This window comes from Streptomyces winkii (assembly GCF_032248595.1).
Taxonomy (GTDB): Bacteria; Actinomycetota; Actinomycetes; order Streptomycetales; family Streptomycetaceae; genus Streptomyces; species Streptomyces winkii.
Genome location: NZ_JASTTH010000001.1, coordinates 495,789 through 510,879, shown reverse-complemented (window position 1 = coordinate 510,879; position 15,091 = coordinate 495,789). Strand labels below are relative to the sequence as shown.

The 15,091-nt window shown below is 70.6% G+C and carries 20 protein-coding genes; 11 read left to right on the top strand and 9 right to left on the bottom strand.

Annotation, left to right across the window (positions count from 1 at the left end; all coding sequences use genetic code 11):
* The first annotated feature begins 165 nt into the window (after window positions 1-165).
* The 3 genes from QQM67_RS02370 to QQM67_RS02360 all read left to right on the top strand — a co-directional run bounded on the left by QQM67_RS02370 (window position 166) and on the right by QQM67_RS02360 (window position 1,891).
* Window positions 166-591, top strand: coding sequence for a DUF1801 domain-containing protein (locus QQM67_RS02370; RefSeq protein ID WP_314171821.1), 426 nt, complete (start codon window positions 166-168; stop codon window positions 589-591).
* A gap of 69 nt (window positions 592-660) precedes the next feature.
* Complete coding sequence (locus tag QQM67_RS02365) at window positions 661-1,347, top strand: haloacid dehalogenase type II (protein WP_314171820.1); 687 nt, start codon at window positions 661-663, stop codon at window positions 1,345-1,347.
* 34 nt (window positions 1,348-1,381) lie between these two features.
* On the top strand, window positions 1,382-1,891 hold the full coding sequence (locus tag QQM67_RS02360; protein WP_314171819.1) for a hypothetical protein: 510 nt from the start codon (window positions 1,382-1,384) through the stop codon (window positions 1,889-1,891).
* Between the two features lie 26 nt (window positions 1,892-1,917).
* Here QQM67_RS02360 and QQM67_RS02355 read toward each other — a convergent pair whose 3' ends face one another.
* Window positions 1,918-2,397 (bottom strand): hypothetical protein, encoded by a 480-nt coding sequence (locus tag QQM67_RS02355; protein ID WP_314171818.1) that lies wholly within the window; start codon window positions 2,395-2,397, stop codon window positions 1,918-1,920.
* 59 nt (window positions 2,398-2,456) lie between these two features.
* On the opposite strand from QQM67_RS02355, the gene QQM67_RS02350 reads away from it, so the two are divergent.
* Both QQM67_RS02350 and msrA read left to right on the top strand, forming a co-directional pair.
* Window positions 2,457-2,783 carry an EthD family reductase gene (locus QQM67_RS02350; protein WP_314171817.1) on the top strand — a complete coding sequence of 109 codons (327 nt, stop codon included), beginning with the start codon at window positions 2,457-2,459 and terminating at the stop codon, window positions 2,781-2,783.
* A gap of 147 nt (window positions 2,784-2,930) precedes the next feature.
* Window positions 2,931-3,593, top strand: coding sequence for a peptide-methionine (S)-S-oxide reductase MsrA (msrA, locus tag QQM67_RS02345; protein WP_314171816.1), 663 nt, complete (start codon window positions 2,931-2,933; stop codon window positions 3,591-3,593).
* 29 nt (window positions 3,594-3,622) lie between these two features.
* Here the strand turns inward: msrA and QQM67_RS02340 are convergent, their stop codons facing one another.
* Both QQM67_RS02340 and QQM67_RS02335 read right to left on the bottom strand, forming a co-directional pair.
* The gene (locus QQM67_RS02340) at window positions 3,623-4,012 is read right to left on the bottom strand and encodes a VOC family protein (protein WP_314171815.1); all 390 of its coding nucleotides are present in this window, start codon (window positions 4,010-4,012) and stop codon (window positions 3,623-3,625) included.
* Between the two features lie 168 nt (window positions 4,013-4,180).
* Window positions 4,181-4,825 carry a DNA alkylation repair protein gene (locus QQM67_RS02335; protein ID WP_314172220.1) on the bottom strand — a complete coding sequence of 215 codons (645 nt, stop codon included), beginning with the start codon at window positions 4,823-4,825 and terminating at the stop codon, window positions 4,181-4,183.
* A 367-nt stretch (window positions 4,826-5,192) separates the two neighbouring features.
* On the opposite strand from QQM67_RS02335, the gene QQM67_RS02330 reads away from it, so the two are divergent.
* Window positions 5,193-6,314, top strand: coding sequence for a hypothetical protein (locus QQM67_RS02330; RefSeq protein WP_314171814.1), 1,122 nt, complete (start codon window positions 5,193-5,195; stop codon window positions 6,312-6,314).
* Between the two features lie 145 nt (window positions 6,315-6,459).
* Here the strand turns inward: QQM67_RS02330 and QQM67_RS02325 are convergent, their stop codons facing one another.
* Window positions 6,460-7,731 (bottom strand): serine/threonine-protein kinase, encoded by a 1,272-nt coding sequence (locus tag QQM67_RS02325; RefSeq protein WP_314171813.1) that lies wholly within the window; start codon window positions 7,729-7,731, stop codon window positions 6,460-6,462.
* A 489-nt stretch (window positions 7,732-8,220) separates the two neighbouring features.
* On the opposite strand from QQM67_RS02325, the gene QQM67_RS02320 reads away from it, so the two are divergent.
* Together QQM67_RS02320 and QQM67_RS02315 are read left to right on the top strand one after the other, a co-directional pair.
* Complete coding sequence (locus QQM67_RS02320; protein WP_314171812.1) at window positions 8,221-8,556, top strand: hypothetical protein; 336 nt, start codon at window positions 8,221-8,223, stop codon at window positions 8,554-8,556.
* A 288-nt stretch (window positions 8,557-8,844) separates the two neighbouring features.
* Entirely contained in the window at window positions 8,845-9,060 is a 216-nt protein-coding gene (locus QQM67_RS02315; RefSeq protein WP_314171811.1) for a hypothetical protein, read from the top strand.
* A gap of 90 nt (window positions 9,061-9,150) precedes the next feature.
* Here the strand turns inward: QQM67_RS02315 and QQM67_RS02310 are convergent, their stop codons facing one another.
* A complete protein-coding gene (locus QQM67_RS02310; RefSeq protein WP_314171810.1) occupies window positions 9,151-9,564 on the bottom strand; it encodes a DoxX family protein in 414 nt (137 codons plus the stop codon).
* Window positions 9,565-9,685: 121 nt separating this feature from the next.
* Window positions 9,686-10,519, bottom strand: a complete 834-nt coding sequence (locus tag QQM67_RS02305) for a class I SAM-dependent methyltransferase (protein ID WP_314171809.1) — start codon at window positions 10,517-10,519, stop codon at window positions 9,686-9,688.
* A 136-nt stretch (window positions 10,520-10,655) separates the two neighbouring features.
* Between QQM67_RS02305 and QQM67_RS02300 the strand changes: the two genes are divergently transcribed.
* Window positions 10,656-11,255 (top strand): TetR/AcrR family transcriptional regulator, encoded by a 600-nt coding sequence (locus tag QQM67_RS02300; protein ID WP_314171808.1) that lies wholly within the window; start codon window positions 10,656-10,658, stop codon window positions 11,253-11,255.
* Window positions 11,256-11,277: 22 nt separating this feature from the next.
* Here QQM67_RS02300 and QQM67_RS02295 read toward each other — a convergent pair whose 3' ends face one another.
* A complete protein-coding gene (locus QQM67_RS02295; RefSeq protein WP_314171807.1) occupies window positions 11,278-11,700 on the bottom strand; it encodes an IclR family transcriptional regulator in 423 nt (140 codons plus the stop codon).
* 269 nt (window positions 11,701-11,969) lie between these two features.
* Between QQM67_RS02295 and QQM67_RS02290 the strand changes: the two genes are divergently transcribed.
* Together QQM67_RS02290 and QQM67_RS02285 are read left to right on the top strand one after the other, a co-directional pair.
* A complete protein-coding gene (locus tag QQM67_RS02290; protein ID WP_314171806.1) occupies window positions 11,970-12,623 on the top strand; it encodes an ATP-dependent Clp protease proteolytic subunit in 654 nt (217 codons plus the stop codon).
* Between the two features lies 1 nt (window position 12,624).
* On the top strand, window positions 12,625-13,236 hold the full coding sequence (locus tag QQM67_RS02285) for a ClpP family protease (RefSeq protein WP_314171805.1): 612 nt from the start codon (window positions 12,625-12,627) through the stop codon (window positions 13,234-13,236).
* 25 nt (window positions 13,237-13,261) lie between these two features.
* Here the strand turns inward: QQM67_RS02285 and QQM67_RS02280 are convergent, their stop codons facing one another.
* Both QQM67_RS02280 and QQM67_RS02275 read right to left on the bottom strand, forming a co-directional pair.
* Window positions 13,262-13,789 carry a helix-turn-helix domain-containing protein gene (locus QQM67_RS02280; protein ID WP_314171804.1) on the bottom strand — a complete coding sequence of 176 codons (528 nt, stop codon included), beginning with the start codon at window positions 13,787-13,789 and terminating at the stop codon, window positions 13,262-13,264.
* A gap of 430 nt (window positions 13,790-14,219) precedes the next feature.
* Window positions 14,220-14,768, bottom strand: a complete 549-nt coding sequence (locus QQM67_RS02275) for a hypothetical protein (protein WP_314171803.1) — start codon at window positions 14,766-14,768, stop codon at window positions 14,220-14,222.
* Between the last annotated feature and the right edge of the window lie 323 nt (window positions 14,769-15,091).

The following is a 15,091-nucleotide window of genomic DNA, read 5'->3' as shown; positions in this document are numbered from 1 at the left end:
CTCCCTCGGTCCTGGTGGACGGTCTTGAGAAGGAGGCGGTCGTCCCCTGGACGGGCCGGGCTGGAAAGCCCCCGCCTCAAGGCGGAGACGGGGCGGCGCCGGCCGTGCCTCGATCGCAACAACGCGGGCCACGGCGGATTCGGCCACCGCCATTAGCATCAGCGCATGGCAGATCAGCCATCGCAGAAGCCTCGACTGCTGTCGGGCGGCAACCCCCAGATCCCGAAGGGCGACGGGGAGGGGCCCGTGCAGGCCTACCTCGACGCGATGCCGGGCTGGAAAGGCGATGCCGGCCGGCGCCTGGATGACGTCATCGTGCGTACCGTGCCCGGCGTGCGCAAAGCCGTTCGCTGGAACTCGCCCTTCTACGGCACCGAGGGCAACGGGTGGTTCCTCAGTTTCCACTGCTTCACGAGGTACGTGAGGGTGACCTGGCACAACGGCTCGTCGCTGGATCCGCTGCCCCCGGGCGACTCCAAGCACGAGCACGTGCGCTACCTCGACATCCACGAGGGCGACGAACCCGAGGAGAGGCTCCTTGCGGGCTGGATCCGGCAGGCCGCCGGCATGCCCGGCGAGTACCTCTTCTGAGCAGACCGATGCGCCGCCGCGGGGCCCGTACGAACCCGCCCTCCCGGCTTCGTCAAGGAGGCCTCGCCCGTGTCACCGCTAGCGATCGATGCCGTCGTGTTCGACGTGCTCGGCACACTCGTCGACGAACCCGCCGGTCTCCGCGCGGGCATTCGCGAACTCGACGCGTCGCTCGACGAGTCCGGGACCGAGCGGCTGTTGTCGCTGTGGCAGCAGCACATCGAACGCGAACAGCGCCGCGTTCTCGACGGCGGCCGGCCCTACCTCCCCAGCAACGAACTCGACCTGGAAGCCGCCCGGGTCGTCGCCGACGCCGCGGGAGTGAGCGACCCCGCCACATTGGCCGAACTGGCCCTGGCGGGGCGGCGGCTCCCGCCGTGGCCCGACACCGCGACAGGCCTGGCCCGAGTCGCCGAGCGGTTCCCGCTGATCGGGCTCTCCAACGCGAGCCGGACCGCACTGCTGGAACTCAACGCCCACGCCGGACTGCGCTGGCACCAAGCGCTGTCCGCCGAGGACGCGCGGACCTACAAGCCGGACCCGGCGGTGTACCAGCTGGCCGTCACCGCCTCCGGACGGCCGCCGGAGCGACTGCTGATGGTCGCCACCCACTCCTGGGACCTGCGCGCGGCGCAACGTGCCGGCCTGCGCACCGCCTACGTCGAGCGCCCCGTCACCGACCCGCCCCTCTCGTCGGACCACTTCGACCTGCACGCGGACGGCCTGGCCGGCCTGGCGGACCGGCTCGGGGCCTGAAGTCGTCCTGGCGGACCATGGCAGCATGCCGCACATGGACGCTCCGGACGCGACAGCCGCAGCCCGCGAGGTACGCCGCCGGTGGCGTGCTCGTGAGGCGCCCGACGGGGACTTCGTCATGTTCGGCGACGGGTCTCTCCGCGTGATGGACCTCTTGCGTCTCCGCTCGCCGGGTCAGGTCGAGGAGCCACAAGCCGAACACTGGCAGTGGATCGAGCTCCTGCGAGCGACCGAGTGGAGTGCTGTCAACTGGGTGGACGTCGACGCTGTGCTCGCTTCGCACGCTCATGCCGGAAGCCGCGCCGTAGCGGGAGAGTCAGCCGCGCACGGAAGCATCGGCTATGTCGCCTTGACCCGGGACGACGACGAAGACGACCTGGAATGGGTCGCGATCTCCAGGTGGTCGAACCCGTTCTGCGGGGTGACGGTGGACGAGACCAGCGTGACCGCCGTCAGCACGGCAGGCCGGATCTGGACCTTCTCCCGGAACGCGCCCCAGCAAGTGGTGATCACCGAAGATCCCGACAACCCCTGGCGTCTCTGATCACGGTGTCCTCTCGTGGCGGACGCTCAGACGCTGAACCAGCACGGTTCGGAGTTGGAGCACTGCCGTATCTGCACCGTGTCGCCGCGGTATTCGGCCCGCGCGAACTCCAGCGGCCGCTCGCCGTCGCGCGTGCCGACGTGCTCCGTGGCTTGGACCAGGAAGACGCCCGAGCGGTGCGGGATGCCGAAGCGGTCGGCCTCGAACTGACCGCAGTGGCTCGTCTCGATCGAGACATGGGAGGACGACAGGGTGAGGCCGTGCTGCGCGAGCGTCAGCTCGGGGTCGATGTGGCGGCCTGTGTGCGCGTGCTCGTCGAGCCACGTGGCGTCCTGGTCGCGGAGGAACGAGTAGGTGATCGCCACCGGCTTGTCGCGGAACGACAGTTGCCCTCTTGCCGGGCCGGCCGATGCGGCGTAGGTGTGGATCGGCCACTCCGGGCGAACTCGATGGAACGCCTGCCCGGGACGACCGGCGCTGACCAGCACGTCGGTTGAACCAGACACGTCGGTCCAAGGAGCCCGGACGGCAGGACGACAAGAGAGAAGGAGCTGGCGCACGCCATATGTACCGACTGACCGTCCTCTACGGACATCCCGAGGACCCCGCGGCCTTCGACGAGTACTACGCCAACACGCACATCCCGCTGGCCAACAAGATGCAGGGGCTCACCGGCTGGACGATCGGCCACTGCGAGGCCACCGAGGACGGCGAGAAGGCGCCGTACTACATGATCGTCGGCCTCTACGCGGAGTCCCGCGAAGCGCTCGAGGCGGTCCTGGCCAGCCCGGAGGGTCAGGCGACCGTCGCCGACGTGCCCAACTTCGCCACCGGAGGCGCATGGTTCTTCTTCGACGACGAGCGGGCGATCATCCCGGTCAGCCTGGCCTGAACCTCGTCCGAACCTCTCCCCGCCTGCTCCGGCCGTGGGTTGTCGCCCGGGCGGGTCCGGGCCGTCCCACGGGGGTATGCAGCCCGGAGGAGCACACCGGCTCTCCACCGGCACCGCGCCGCATAAGGCGCCGACGACGGAGGCCCCATGCTGGACGACTTCACCGCACGGCTGCCCACTCCCGAGGAGGCGCTGCCCGGGCGCACCGAGCCGATGTTCTCCGTGCCGGAGGTGCACGCCGTGCTCGGGACGCGCCTGACGGGGCCGTACCCGGAGGGCTGCGAGATCGCCGACTTCGCGCTCGGCTGCTTCTGGGGAGCCGAGCGCCGCTTCTGGCGGACGCCCGGCGTGTGGACCACCCTGGTCGGCTTTCAGGGAGGCAGCACCCCCAACCCCATCTCCGAGGAGGTCGCCGACGGCAGGACCGGTCACGCCGAGACGGTACGTGCCGTCTTCGACCCGTCGCGGGTCTCGTACGACGCGCTGCTCCGGCTCTTCTGGGAGTCGCACGACCCGACGCAGGGCTTCCGTCAGGGCAACGACATCGGGACCCACTGCCGGTCGCTGGTCTTCTGCCACTCCCCCGCACAGCGAGCCCGCGCCGAGGAGACCCGCGACGCCTACCAGAAGGCCCTCCGCGAGGCCCGCTACGGCGACATCACCACCGAGATCCTCCCCGCCTCGGCCTTCCCCTTCTACCCGGCCGAGGCCCGCCACCAGCAGTACCTGGACAGGAACCCGGCGGGCTACTGCGGTCTCGGCGGGACGGGGGTGAGCTGCCCGACCGGGGCCGCGCACTCGGACGGCTGACGTCAGGTCAGGCGGCTGACCTGTGCCGATCAGGGGTGGCGGCCCGCAAGGACGCAGAACTCGTTCCCCTCCGGGTCGGCGAGGCAGACCCAGGTCTCGTCGCCGGTCTGGCCGACCTCGGCACGCCGGGCCCCCAGGTCGATCAGGCGGCGGACCTCGTCGTCCTGCTCCCTGTCGGTCGGGTTGACGTCGACGTGGAGCCTGTTCTTGGCGCTCTTGCCCTCGGGAACGCGCGTGAACGTCAGCGTCGGCGGCACAGGGCCGAGACGGACCTTGCCTTCCGGCACCGAGGGGGAGCCGATCGTGACGAGCCCGTCGTCCTCGTCCTGCACCTCGTAGCCGAGTACCGAGCACCAGAACCCGGCGAGACCGCCGGGATCGGCGCAGTCGATCGCAAGCTCGGTGAACTTACTGGTCATGTCAGGACCTCCCGGTCGCGTAGCGGGCCCACCGAAGGCCACACGCTAAATCGCGGGGTCCGGCAGCGAGGCGAGGCGCGGGTGCTGGTGCTGGTGCTGGTGCTGGTGCTGGTGGCCACGGCGTGAGAGCGGGCCCCGCTTCTCGCCCTTCGTGGCTGCCTGTCGTGCCTACTCGCCGTGCTTCCTGCGCACCATCTCGGTGATCCAGGCGGGCGCGTACGGAGACGTACAGCCCGGAGACGTCGGATAGTCCTTGAGCACTTCCAGGCGCTCACCGATGCCGAGCGCACGCGTGCGGTGCTCGGGGTGCTCGATCCCGATCTGGGCCAGGCAGTGGTTCATCGCCCACTGGAGGCGGTCCGGGGCGTCCTTCATCTCCGCCTCGATCGTGCCGAGCAGCCCGGCGAGGTCGAGACCCTCGGGCTTCTTGGCCACGCGTTCGGTGGTCAGCGCCCAGCCGGCGCTCGCGACCACCGGATCCGGATCGGCGGACCAGGCCACACGCAGCTCTTCGGCGTGCGGGCTCTTCTTCACCACGTAGTTCACGAGCCAGTCGTGGACCTTGGGTGCGCGCGCCTGGCGCAGCATGGCGTCCAGCTCGTCACGCTCGTACGCCTTCGGGCGGCAGATCAGAAGCGCCAGCAGTCTCGCCGCGGTGTCGTCCGTCTCCCAGAGCCGGCGCGCGAGTTCCTGCTGCGTCTTCAGCCGCTTCGCGATCGCGCGCAGCTTGCTGAGGTTCACACCGTGGTCGTCGCCGTGCTTCTCGTTCACCGCGCGTGCCTTCGGGTCCTCGAGCCCGGCCAGCTCGGCCATGACCTCGGACACCGTCGTCTCGGTCAGCGTCGTCTCGGACACCTCGGCCTCCTGTCCATCGCGCGGGAGATTCAGCGTACGACGGAAACCGGCCTCCACGACCGGCGAGAGGATGCCGCACCTCCCGGGATGCCGCTCCTCCCGGGATGCCGCTCGTTCCCGCGAGGTCCGGTCCGTATGAACCGGGTGGACCCGTGGCCGGGCGACCGGGAGGCCGGACGGGCCAACCGCGCATGCGGCGACCACGGGCTTCCTATACAGCTCTGAGTGTCGGTCCGTGCCGCCCAGGCGAAGGCCGCTCGGTGACTGGGCGTCACGAGGTCCCGTCCTTCCTGTCCGTCCGTCCCCCACACGCAAGGGAAGCCGCATGACTGACACGTTCAGACGCGTAACCGTCACCGCCGTCACGGGCCTCGGCCTGTGCCTGACCCTTCTGCCCGCCGGACAAGCGCAAGCCCAGGCGCCGACTCGTGTGCCGTGCAACGACATCGCCGCCCTCAAGGCGGCCATCAACGACGCGAACACCGGCGGCGGCAGCATCCTCCTCGCGCCCCGATGCGTCTACACCCTCAGGACGGCCGACAACGAGGGCGACGGCCTTCCGGAGATCACCGGTGACGTGCGCATCTCCGGTGACGACACCTCCATCGAGCGCAGCTCCACCGCGGCCTTCCGCATCTTCCACGTTCGCCAGAGCGGCAGTCTCAGCCTGAACGGGATCACCGTTCGCTACGGCGCGACCAGTGCCGCGGACAGCGACGGCGGGGGCATCAAGAACGACCGCGGCAGGCTCGCCCTGACCGACTCGACGGTCCGGAACAACATCGCCGGAACCGGCGGCGGGATCTGGAACCAGCGGGGAACGCTCACCCTGAAGAACTCCACGGTCAACAACAACCGGAGCGGGTTCGGCGGCGGCATCGCCACCAACGGCACGACGACGATGCGGGGCGGCTCCCTCCGCGACAACACCGGCGGCAGCTGGGGAGGCGGCCTCGCCAACGCGGGCGACACCAAGCTGAACCACGTGGAGGTCGACGGCAACGACGCCGGCGAGTACGGGGGCGGCATCGTCACCCTGGCCATCAACAACGAGACCGGGCCGCTCCGCCTCAACTCGACCGACGTCAGGGGCAACATCGCCCGGACCAACGGCGGCGGCATCATGACCGGATCGGACGAGCCGACGACTCTCTACCGCAGCACCGTCAGCCACAACACGTCCAACGGCGGACCCACCACGGGCGGCGGCATCGGGAACCCCGGCATCGACCTCGGCCTCTTCATCGGTACGGACGGCAGCACCCAGCACAAGGTGACCAAGGGCACCTCGGCCAAGCAGCAGCCGACACCGCACAAGGTCAACCTCATCGAGAGCCGCGTCTTCAAGAACCGGCCCACCAACTGCGCGCCGCCCAACAGCGTCCCGCGCTGTGACGCGGTCGGCTCCGCGCCGGCCACGACCACACCGGAGCCCGGCAGGAGCTGAGACCGCGGGAGTGTCCGCGGGACAACTCGGCCCCCGGCCAGGGAAGCCGGCCGGGGGCCACCTCGGCTCTCGGTTCCGGCTTCCGGCCTCCGTTTCCGGCTTCCGGCTTCCGGCTTCCGGCTTCCGGCTTCCGGCTTCCGGCGGCTCAGCGCTTCTTCTGCTCTTCGGCGGCCTTCTTGCGCTCCTCTTCCCGCTGCTTGCGCTCTTCTTCGGCCGCCCTCCGGGCCTCCTCGGCCTCCTTCTCGGCCTGCTTCCGGGCCTCCTTGCTCTGCTCGGTGCTCGTCTCCGAGGGCTCGCGCCGGTCCTTGCCGTCCCGTGGTCCTCCCGGTGCCCGCTCCTTGCCGCCGGGCGGCGCGGTGGTGGAAGGGGTGTCCGGTGACGGAGAGCGTGGTCCGGACTCGGACGGCTTGGTGGCCGGAGGCGCGTCGTCGTGGGAGGCGTTGAGCTGGAACCCGACGACGCAGGCGAGAAGGAACACCGCCGCCAGCGCCACGGACGCGAGGACCACCGAGCGGCGGGACCTTCTCCTCCCGCGGGCCACGGGCAGGCGGCGGGTGGTCTGAGAGGCGTCGGCTTCCTCCGCCGTCGCGAAGGCGCCCGCACCGGCGCGGGCGGGCTCGGTGTCCTCGGTGAGGAAGCGGGCCGCCTCCCCCGCGGTCGGCCGGGCGGCCGGGTCCTTGGCCAGCATCCCCAGAACCGACGCCGCCAGCGCGGCGGGCACGTCGGGGCGGAGTTCGGCCGGGTGCTGCGGCGGCTGGTCGACGTGCTGGTACACCACTGCCGCCGGGTCACCGGTGAACGGCGGACGGCCGCAGAGCATCTCGTACAGCACGCAGCCCAGCGCGTAGACGTCGCTCGCGGGTTCGGCGTCACGGCCCATGCCGCGCTCCGGAGCGAGGTAGTTGCCGGTGCCCAGCACGGCGCCGGTGGTGGTCATCGAGGAGCCGGCCTCCATGGCCGCACGTGCGATGCCGAAGTCCGCCACCTTCACGGTGCCGTCGGCGGTCAGCAGCAGATTGCCGGGCTTGACGTCCCGGTGGACGACTCCATGGGCGTGGGCGGCGGCCAGACCGGCGGCCGCCTGTGCGCCGGTACGGCGCACCTCGTCGATGTCGAGGGCCCCGCGTGCGGCGAGTTCGTGCCGCAGGCTGCGCCCCGGGACGAGTTCCATCACCAGGTAGGCGCGGCCGTCCTCCTCGTCGAAGTCGTACACCGCGACGACGTTGGGATGGTTCAGCCGGGCAGCCGTCTGTGCCTCGTGCCGGAACCGTTCGGCGGCGTTGTCCATCGCCACCTGCTCAAGGAGGAGCTTGACGGCGACCTCGCGTCCGAGCGCGGTGTCCTCGGCCCGCCACACCTCGCCCATGGCGCCGCGCCCCAGCAGTTCCAGCGTCCGGTACCGCTTCGCGACCAGCACGCCCTCACCTCCTTCAGTGCCGGCTTCAACACCGGCGGGCGGGCCGCAGCCCGACGCGACGGGACGGCGCACCGGGCTGCGACTCGGCCGCCCACGGCACGGGCGGGGTGCAGACCAGGGCCCCTGGGTCCCCTGAACCGCCCGCGCCGTGGGCACGGAGCAGGAAGGCGGGGGTCGCCCCTCCGCTCCGCATACGACCGGAACGACCGGCCGTGCTCTGTTCTGCGCCACAAGAGGGTGACTCCGTCACACCATTCCTGTGAACGAATCGTGGAATTCCCGCAACTAACTCGCAGGTCAGGCATAGGCGTCCCCGTAACGCTTTGAAGGCGTTCCCCGCAGAGTGCGGTGCGGAGAGGACACAGCCCACAACTGATCACGGCGAAGGCGGCCCCCCAGAAACCTCCGAAGCGTACGGGCACGCTCGCCGTGGTCCGCCTCCGTCCTTACTCCTGCCGTCAGGAAATTCGCACCACGGATTGGACCGTCATGAGCTACACCCCCGAGCCGGCCGCCACGCGTCATTCCCCTACGGACTCCCGCGGCGAACCGGCGTCGCAGCGGACAGCGCTGATCATCCACACGATCGCCGACATCGCGGCGGCGATACTCGGCCTCTGGATCGTGCTCTATCTCCTCAAGGCCAACCAGGCCAATATCTTCGTCCAGTTCGTCCAGGACATGGCCAACTGGCTGGCCGGATGGTCGCAGGACATCTTCACCATGGAGAACGAGCACGTGCGCTTCGCGCTCAACTACGGCCTTCCCGCGCTCGTTTACCTCTTCATCGGCCACGGAATCGCCGCGAAAGTCCGTCGCGGCTGACCGGATCCCCGTCGAGTTCCGCTCAGGAGCCGTACCTGCACGACGACGAGCAGGTACGGGAACGGCCGGCAGAGCCGCGGCGGCACCCTGCCCTTGCCCCTGCCCTGCCAGACCCATGCGCCCGGAGGTCATCCGGCCCTGTCCGCGCGCCGCAGAGATTGGAACGTCATGAGTCGCGAAGGCGAAACCGCGCCCGCAAGCCATCGATATGTCGAGCCCCGGGATGAATCGGCGTCGAAATGGACCGCTTTCGCGGTCCACACGGTCACCGACATCGCAGCCGCTTTCGTGGGCCTCTGGATCGTCTTCTATCTGCTTGAGGCCGACGAAGCCAACCTGTTCGTCCGCTACATACGCGACATGGCGTACTGGCTCGCGGGCTGGTCCGAGAAGCTTTTCACCGTGGGGAACGGCTATGCGCGGCTCGCCCTCAACTACGCGCTGCCCGCACTCGTCTATCTCCTCATCGGGCACGGCGCAGCGGCGAAGATCCGGCGCACGTGACGAATCCACCGGAGCCCGGACTCGTGCGAGTTCCGTGAACGTGCGGCGACATCCGCCTTCACCGGACGGGCACTTACCCGTCGACCGTCGTCACACCCGATCACCGAGTCCGGCGCGAATGCGGCGGGACGGAGGCCGCAGGGACCACGACAGGGCCGTGAGGGCGGTGAGGACGACCAGAAACGCGACCTCGCCGGTGCCGTAGCCCACGACGAGGTGGGAGGCGACGGCCCCGGTGTCGGCGAAGACCACGCCCGCGTACGCCCATTCCTTGAGCACCGGGAACCGCGGGGCGAGCAGCGCGGCCGCTCCGAGCAGCTTCCAGACGCCGAGGATGACGAGGAAGTACGGCGGATAGCCGAGGTGGCCGACGACTCCGCTGACTTGGGGGACGCGCAGCACGTCCCAGGCCCCGCCCACGACCAGTTCGGCCGAGACGAGCAGGGTGGCGGCCCAGTAGCCGAACTGCCTTCTTCTGGCTCTGACGCTGGTGAGATCCGTCATGGCGATCACCTCCGGGCCGATTCCGTCATCTCTATGACGAACCTCGGCGGGGCGATGTGACCGCAGCCCGGGAATCGTCGGCCCGCGGACGGAACGGAGGAGAGGACCGGGTACCCGTCGGTCAGGCCAGGACAGTCGGCGCCGCGGTGCGCGTGGCCGTAACGGCGACCGTGGTGTAGCGCACCGTGATGCTGCCGCCCAACTCGTCGACGGCGGCGCCGGCTCCCGCCAGCAGCTCCTCCAACTCGGCCGGTGTGAGCCTGCTGTTGGCCCCGTGCGTCGGCAACTGGTCGAGCCACTCCTCGCGTGTGTACGAGTGCTCCCAGTCGTATCGCCACTGCTCAGGGCCGGAGAACGTGCCTGCCTGCCGTATGCCGTCGGAGGCCTTGGTGAACATCTCGGCGTACACGTCGAGCGCGGGCTTCGCCCACAGATCGCCCGGCACCTCGGGCATGACCCGGCGGTAGACCGCGGACAGGGCCTCACCCACCTCGGGCGGGAGCTGGAAGACGTTCCAGAACACCGCCAACAGCCCGCCGGGACGGAGCACTCGGGCGGCGGCGGCCGCCCCCGCGACCGGGTGGATCCAGTGCCAGGCCTGGCCCGCGACGACCGCGTCGAATCTCCGGCCGCCGGGATCCCGGGCTTCGAACCTCTCCACGTCGACGTCGACCCCGAACTGCCGCGCCACCTCGGCCATCCGCTCGTCGGGCTCGACCCCCAGCACCCGGCAGCCGGCCGCCTGGAACTGCCGGGCGGCGATTCCCGTGCCGCAGCCGACGTCGAGGAGTTCGGGACCAGGACCGGGACCGGGAGCGGCGGCGACGATTCGCCGCACCAGGGCCTCGGGGTAGCGGGGCCGGGCGCGGTCGTAGCGTGCGGCGTCCGTACCGAAGGACTCGGCCATCTCCCGGTGCCGGTGAGGCTCGTTCCCGGACGGCGATAGAGTGGGCATGCGCCCACTATGAGTGGGCACGTGCCCACTCGTCAATCGGGAAGGCCTTACGAGGACGAACGGGCCCCGCGAGGACGGGAGAAGCGGGACGAGGAAGGAACGGAAAGCGGAAGAGGAAGGTACGGAGGGGAGCCGCATGCCGACAGGTGTGGCCATGCGCGACGTACGTCAGCAGCTGTTCGACGCCGCCGAGCGCGTCCTGCTCCGCGAGGGGCCGAACGCACTGACCAGCCGTGCCGTCACCGCGGAGGCCGGGTGCGCGAAGGGCGTACTGCACCGGCACTTCGCGGACTTCGACGCCTTTCTCGCCGAGCTCGTACTGGACCGCGCGGGACGGGTCGAGGCGCAGGCCGCCGCTCTGCGCTCCGCGGCGGGCACCGGCACCGTCGCCGGGAACGTCGCCGAGGCGCTGACGGAGCTCTTCGGCTCGGTCGCGGTGGCCGTCGTCGGCCTCATCACCTTCCGGGACGGCCTCCGCGCCCGGCTGCGGCAGCGCAGGCCGGTCGGCATCCCGGTGCTCGCGGAGGCCTCGGACATGGTCGCCTCGTATCTCACCGCCGAGCGGGAGTTGGGCCGCGTCGCGGCCGACGCCGACGTCGGGACGCTCGCACTCTCGCTCATCGGAACCGGGCATCTGCTCTTCGCCGGGCGGGGAGACGACCCGCCGGACACCGGCACCGTGAACAAGACGGTGGCCTCCGTCATCGCCGGAGTCGTACGGCGGCCGCCCGCATGAACCGCGGAGCGGGGCCCGCCGTTCACATGTCGCCGGCGCCGCCCGCCGTCTCCCCCGCGTAACCCAGCCGCTCGGAGAGCCGGCCCGCCGCCTCGCGGGCCTGGGGGACCAGCCGGAGCAGATCGTCGCGTCCGGCCCGTACGGAGGGGATCGAGATGCTCAGCGCCGCGGCGACCGCACCGCGGTGGTCGCGCACCGGAACAGCCATGGCCACGACGCCGGGCACGCGTTCCTGCAAGGACAGCGCGTAACCGTCCTCCCGGATCGACTCCAGCTCGGACGCGAGGTCCCCGGCGTCGAGTTCGGCGCTTCCGTCCGAGGTCGGCAACGGACCGTCCACCACGCGCCGCCGCAGCTCTTCGTCCGAGAAGGCGAGCAGCAGCTTCCCCGGCGCCCCCAAGAACGGGGGACGGGGTGCGCCGAGGCTCGGCGAGCGCGGCTTCACCGCACCGGAACAGCCGCTCGAAGGCCGCCGGGGTCTCCTCGCCCTGTTCGCGCCGACGGCCGAAGCCCCGGATCCGGTACGCGAGTTGGGGACGCGGTGGTGCGCCGAGGAGGTCCTCCAGGACACCCGCGGACAGGACACAGCGGACCGGCGCTCTGCCGTGGGCAGATCTGCCGCAGGGCGAGATCTGTGACGCGGGCGGCGGCACGGGCCAAGGGTGGGGTGAGCGCGGCGAACTGCGCCGCGGCACACCACCGTCAGGAGGACCGATGTCGCCACTCGCCATCCCCCGGGAAGAGGCGTCGCCCCCGCGAGCCGAGGAGGGTGACACCCTTCCGTCGCGGTTCGACGACCACCTCGCCGCCCAGCTCCTCACGCAGCGCATCGTCTTCCTCGGCAGCCAGGTCGACGACGTCTCCGCGAACCGCGTCTGCGCGCAGCTGCTCCTGCTCTCCGCCGAGGACTCCCGTACCGACATCAGCCTGTGCGTCAACAGCCCGGGCGGCTCGGTCACGGCGGGTCTCGCGATCTACGACACGATGCGGCTGATCCCCAACGACGTCTCCACGCTCGCCATGGGCTTCGCCGCGAGCATGGGGCAGTTCCTCGTCACCGTGGGAGCGGAGGGGAAGCGCTACGCGCTGCCCAACTCGCGGATCATGATGCACCAGCCCTCCGCGGGCATCGGCGGCCCCGCTGCGGACATCGCGATCCAGGCCGAGAACCTCGAGTACATGAAGAAGGCCATCGAGCGGATCACGGCCGAGCACACCGGCCAGAGCGAGGAGACGATCTCGCGGGACGGCGACCGCGACCGCTGGTTCACGGCCGAACAGGCCCTGGAGTACGGGATGGTCGACCGGGTCGTGAGCTCCCTCGACGACGTACGCCCGGCGGCCTCGAAGCGGAGGGTGGGTCTCTGAGATGAGCCAGTACACGATTCCGACCGTCGTCGAGCGCACTTCGCACGGGGAGCGCGCGTACGACATCTACAGCCGTCTGCTCTCCGAGCGCGTCATCTTCCTCGGGACGGAGATCGACGACGGCGTGGCCAACGTCGTCATCGCCCAGCTGCTCCACCTGGAGTCCTCGGCGCCCGAACGCGAGATCGCGATCTACCTCAACTCCCCCGGCGGCTCCTACACTTCGCTCACCGCGATCTACGACACGATGACGTTCGTCGGCGCCCCGATCTCGACGTTCTGCGTCGGCCAGGCGGCCTCGACCGCCGCCGTGCTGCTGGCGGGCGGCGATCCGGGGCGCCGCTTCGTGCTCGACCACTCGCGCGTACTGCTGGGGCAGCCCGCCAGCGGCGGCAGCCGGGGCACCGTCTCGGACCTGAGCCTCCAGGCCAAGGAGATGCTCCGGATCCGCTCCGAGGTGGAGGAGATCCTCTCCCGGCACACCGGGCACGACGTCGCGGAGCTGCGTGCCGACATGGACCGCGACAAGGTCTTCACCGCGCGCGAGGCGGTGGCCTACGGGCTGGCCGACGAGGTGCTGAGCCGCCGGCAGCCGGCGGCCGCCGCGGCTTGACCCGTGTCATGAGGCGCCTCGCGGCTCACGCTGCGAGGCGCACCTCGCCCTGGTACGGGGCCGCGGGCCGCGTACCGGTGCGGCGCGTGCCCAGCGAGGACACGGGCCTCGCCGTGCCGTCGCCGCCCTGCGGGACGGTGGCGGCACGGCCGTGGCGCACACGCGTGGGCGCGGCGAGACGGGTCAACTCGCTCTGGACCAGCGTCAGTACGTCGGTCAGTCCCAGCCCGAGGGCCTGGGCGGCAGCGGCGAGAACCTCCGAGGAGGCTTCCTTGCGCCCGCGCTCGACCTCGGAGAGATAGGGCATCGAGATCCGGGCCGCGTCGGCGACGTCCTTGAGCGTGCGCTCCTGTGCGAGGCGCTCGGCGCGCAGCACTCCGCCCACGACGTGCCGCCACAGCGGCTCCTTCGCGGAGGACGCGGACGGAGCGGCGGAGGGCACCGGCGCTCCGGGGCCCTGCGGCGCCTCGGGAGTCGGCGCCTCGGCGGCCGGTGCACCGGCGGCCGGACGCAGGGGAATGACGCGGGCTCGATCGGACGCGTGGCTGCTCACCACTTCAGATTAGAAGCGCGACCGCGCACGGGAAGGGGGCGGCGTCCACTTCCGCCACCGGCGAAACCCAGGGGGCACCGAGGCACCCGGCGCAACCCACCGCCCGCCCCCGGCCCGGCGCTCGACGCGCTGCGGGACCGGCCCGCGCCGGTCGGCGGATCGGGAGCCTGACTCCGGAGTCCGGAACCTGGCTCCGGCTGACGGCGGACAGCGGACGGCAGACGGCACCGGTGGCCCCGGTGCCGTCTGCCGTGGAGCGGGCTGCGGCCTGCGCACCTGGATCTGGACGTGGATCAGGACGCCGACAGGACGGCCGCTCGCCTCGTTCCGCATAGGGGAGCTCTGCTGCTCCCGCGGCCCTCGCATTCCTTGCGCGGCCCGTTCAGGACCGCCTCACACCCCGTGCCGGAGCCGAAATCGGCCCGGACCGTCAGCTGTTGGCAGCTGTGTCGATCATCTCCCGGGCCTTGGCCTCGCTCTGGTCGTAGCGGTCGGGGAAGGCCGAACGCTGGACGCTCTGCGCGAGCTGACCGGCGGTCATGCTCGGGTCTTCCTGGTCGTTCGGGATGGCCTGGTCGAGGAACGCGTTGGTGGCGTAGACCGGGTCCATGATCTGCTCGGGCGTGCCCCAACCGGCGCTCGGCCGCTGCTGGAAGACGCCGAGCGAGTCGCTGTCGCCACAGTTGAGGTTGTTCATGTGGGACTCGACCCAGCCGGCCTCGAAGGCGGCGAGCATCACCTTGTCGTTGACACCACGCTGGGTCGCCACGTCGTGCACGGTGTTGATGATCGCCGCGTCGAAGTCCGGCGGCACTGCGCACTTCTCGTCCAGGATCTCGGCGTTGGCGCGGTGGTCCTTGGCCTTGGGCTCACCGGCGCTGGCCTGAACCGCCAGGCCGCCCGCGACGAGCACGCCCGCGGCCAGAGCCGTGGCGCTGCGCATCACCGTCTTGCGTCTGATCTTCGCGGTAAACGTCATTGGGTCTTTCCTTCCAGGTGGGGACAGGAACGCGCGTAGATACGCATCCCTGCTGGCGCGGAACCCAGTAACCCCTCGCCACTCCCCCGGCCCTTGGGTGACCTGCGGAAGTGCGAGCAATCGATTTCGTTGCGGGACCGTACAAGTCTGACCGTGTCCCGTCAACGGACACTGGTTTTCACGCTTCGCGCACAAGGAGCAGATCCGAAAATGGCCCCAGGAAGCGGAAAATCAGGTGTCAACAAGCCACTGTCCCGGCGCGGAAATCGCAGGTCGCTGATCGCGATCTTCACGGAATCGATTTCTTGGACAGCCTTCGCGGG

Excerpts from the sequence above, each read along its gene's own strand:
- QQM67_RS02370 (WP_314171821.1), top strand. The coding sequence starts at position 166 with ATGGCAGATCAGCCATCGCAGAAGCCTCGACTGCTGTCGGGCGGCAAC.
- QQM67_RS02360 (WP_314171819.1), top strand. The coding sequence starts at position 1,382 with ATGGACGCTCCGGACGCGACAGCCGCAGCCCGCGAGGTACGCCGCCGG.
- QQM67_RS02350 (WP_314171817.1), top strand. The coding sequence starts at position 2,457 with ATGTACCGACTGACCGTCCTCTACGGACATCCCGAGGACCCCGCGGCC.
- msrA (WP_314171816.1), top strand. The coding sequence starts at position 2,931 with ATGCTGGACGACTTCACCGCACGGCTGCCCACTCCCGAGGAGGCGCTG.
- QQM67_RS02340 (WP_314171815.1), bottom strand. The coding sequence starts at position 4,012 with ATGACCAGTAAGTTCACCGAGCTTGCGATCGACTGCGCCGATCCCGGC.
- QQM67_RS02335 (WP_314172220.1), bottom strand. The coding sequence starts at position 4,825 with ATGGCCGAGCTGGCCGGGCTCGAGGACCCGAAGGCACGCGCGGTGAAC.
- QQM67_RS02330 (WP_314171814.1), top strand. The coding sequence starts at position 5,193 with ATGACTGACACGTTCAGACGCGTAACCGTCACCGCCGTCACGGGCCTC.
- QQM67_RS02320 (WP_314171812.1), top strand. The coding sequence starts at position 8,221 with ATGAGCTACACCCCCGAGCCGGCCGCCACGCGTCATTCCCCTACGGAC.
- QQM67_RS02310 (WP_314171810.1), bottom strand. The coding sequence starts at position 9,564 with ATGACGGATCTCACCAGCGTCAGAGCCAGAAGAAGGCAGTTCGGCTAC.
- QQM67_RS02305 (WP_314171809.1), bottom strand. The coding sequence starts at position 10,519 with ATGCCCACTCTATCGCCGTCCGGGAACGAGCCTCACCGGCACCGGGAG.
- QQM67_RS02300 (WP_314171808.1), top strand. The coding sequence starts at position 10,656 with ATGCCGACAGGTGTGGCCATGCGCGACGTACGTCAGCAGCTGTTCGAC.
- QQM67_RS02290 (WP_314171806.1), top strand. The coding sequence starts at position 11,970 with ATGTCGCCACTCGCCATCCCCCGGGAAGAGGCGTCGCCCCCGCGAGCC.
- QQM67_RS02285 (WP_314171805.1), top strand. The coding sequence starts at position 12,625 with ATGAGCCAGTACACGATTCCGACCGTCGTCGAGCGCACTTCGCACGGG.
- QQM67_RS02275 (WP_314171803.1), bottom strand. The coding sequence starts at position 14,768 with ATGACGTTTACCGCGAAGATCAGACGCAAGACGGTGATGCGCAGCGCC.